This is a genomic window from Sporosarcina sp. P2 (assembly GCF_002743255.1).
In the GTDB taxonomy this organism is placed as follows: domain Bacteria; phylum Bacillota; class Bacilli; order Bacillales_A; family Planococcaceae; genus Sporosarcina.
In genome coordinates this window covers 2,501-4,929 of record NZ_PDYY01000027.1, presented here as the reverse complement: position 1 = coordinate 4,929, position 2,429 = coordinate 2,501, and the positions used below count along the sequence as shown (strand labels likewise).

General features: G+C 53.1%; 1 rRNA gene (cut by a window edge). It reads right to left on the bottom strand.

The features are described from left to right. Nucleotides 1–7 precede the first annotated feature (7 nt). A 23S ribosomal RNA gene (locus tag CSV67_RS16380) occupies nt 8–2,429 on the bottom strand; it runs 507 nt beyond the window's last position.

Genomic DNA, 2,429 nt, shown 5'->3' with positions numbered 1-2,429 from the left:
TTTATAATAGGTTAAGTCCTCGATCGATTAGTATCTGTCAGCTACATACGTCGCCGTACTTACACCCCAGACCTATCCACCTCATCATCTTTGAGGGATCTTACTTACTTGCGTAATGGGAAATCTCATCTTGAAGGGGGCTTCATGCTTAGATGCTTTCAGCATTTATCCCGTCCATACATAGCTACCCAGCGATGCCTTTGGCAAGACAACTGGTACACCAGCGGTATGTCCATCCCGGTCCTCTCGTACTAAGGACAGCTCTCCTCAAATTTCCTGCGCCCGCGACGGATAGGGACCGAACTGTCTCACGACGTTCTGAACCCAGCTCGCGTGCCGCTTTAATGGGCGAACAGCCCAACCCTTGGGACCGACTACAGCCCCAGGATGCGACGAGCCGACATCGAGGTGCCAAACCTCCCCGTCGATGTGGACTCTTGGGGGAGATAAGCCTGTTATCCCCGGGGTAGCTTTTATCCGTTGAGCGATGGCCCTTCCATGCGGAACCACCGGATCACTAAGTCCGTCTTTCGACCCTGCTCGACTTGTAGGTCTCGCAGTCAAGCTTCCTTATGCCTTTGCACTCTGCGAATGATGTCCAACCATTCTGAGGAAACCTTTGAGCGCCTCCGTTACTCTTTAGGAGGCGACCGCCCCAGTCAAACTGTCCACCTGACACTGTCTCCTGCCCGGATCACGGGCAAGGGTTAGAAGTCCAATACAGCCAGGGTAGTATCCCACCAATGCCTCCTCCGAAGCTGGCGCTCCGGAATCCAAGGCTCCTACCTATCCTGTACAGGCTGCACCGGAATTCAATATCAGGCTACAGTAAAGCTCCACGGGGTCTTTCCGTCCTGTCGCGGGTAATGCGCATCTTCACGCATATTATAATTTCACCGAGTCTCTCGTTGAGACAGTGCCCAGATCGTTACGCCTTTCGTGCGGGTCGGAACTTACCCGACAAGGAATTTCGCTACCTTAGGACCGTTATAGTTACGGCCGCCGTTTACTGGGGCTTCAATTCAGAGCTTCGCTTGCGCTAACCCCTCCTCTTAACCTTCCAGCACCGGGCAGGCGTCAGCCCCTATACGTCATCTTACGATTTTGCAGAGACCTGTGTTTTTGCTAAACAGTCGCCTGGGCCTATTCACTGCGGCTCTCTCGGGCTATTCACCCTACCAGAGCACCCCTTCTCCCGAAGTTACGGGGTCATTTTGCCGAGTTCCTTAACGAGAGTTCTCTCGATCACCTTAGGATTCTCTCCTCGCCTACCTGTGTCGGTTTGCGGTACAGGCACCTCCCGCCTCGCTAGAGGCTTTTCTTGGCAGTGTGAAATCAGGGACTCTGGAGATGAATCTCCTCGCCATCACAGCCTAGTGTTATATGAGAACGGGATTTGCCTCGTTCTCCACCTCACTGCTTAGACACACAACCAACTGTGTGCTCACCCTATCCTACTGCGTCCCCCCATTACTCAAACGGCGGGGAGGTGGTACAGGAATATCAACCTGTTGTCCATCGTCTACGCCTATCGGCCTCGACTTAGGTCCTGACTAACCCTGAGCGGACGAGCCTTCCTCAGGAAACCTTGGGCATTCGGTGGAAGGGATTCTCACCCTTCTTTCGCTACTCATACCGGCATTCTCACTTCCAAGCGCTCCACCAGTCCTTCCGGTCTAGCTTCAACGCCCTTGGAACGCTCTCCTACCATTGACCCTAAGGTCAATCCACAGCTTCGGTGATCTGTTTAGCCCCGGTACATTTTCGGCGCAGCGCCACTCGACCAGTGAGCTATTACGCACTCTTTAAATGATGGCTGCTTCTAAGCCAACATCCTGGTTGTCTGGGCAACGCCACATCCTTTTCCACTTAACAGATACTTGGGGACCTTAGCTGGTGGTCTGGGCTGTTTCCCTCTCGACAATGGATCTTATCACCCACTGTCTGACTCCCAAACATAAATCATCGGCATTCGGAGTTTGTCTGAATTCGGTAACCCGGGATGGGCCCCTCGTCCAAACAGTGCTCTACCTCCGAGATTCTTTCGTTTGAGGCTAGCCCTAAAGCTATTTCGGAGAGAACCAGCTATCTCCAGGTTCGATTGGAATTTCACCGCTACCCACACCTCATCCCCGCATTTTTCAACATACGTGGGTTCGGGCCTCCAGTCAGTGTTACCTGACCTTCACCCTGGACATGGGTAGATCACCTGGTTTCGGGTCTACGACCCCATACTCATTCGCCCTATTCAGACTCGCTTTCGCTGCGGCTCCGCTTTCTCAGCTTAACCTTGCATGGAATCGTAACTCGCCGGTTCATTCTACAAAAGGCACGCCATCACCCATTAACGGGCTCTGACAATTTGTAAGCGCACGGTTTCAGGATCTATTTCACTCCCCTTCCGGGGTGCTTTTCACCTTTCCCTCACG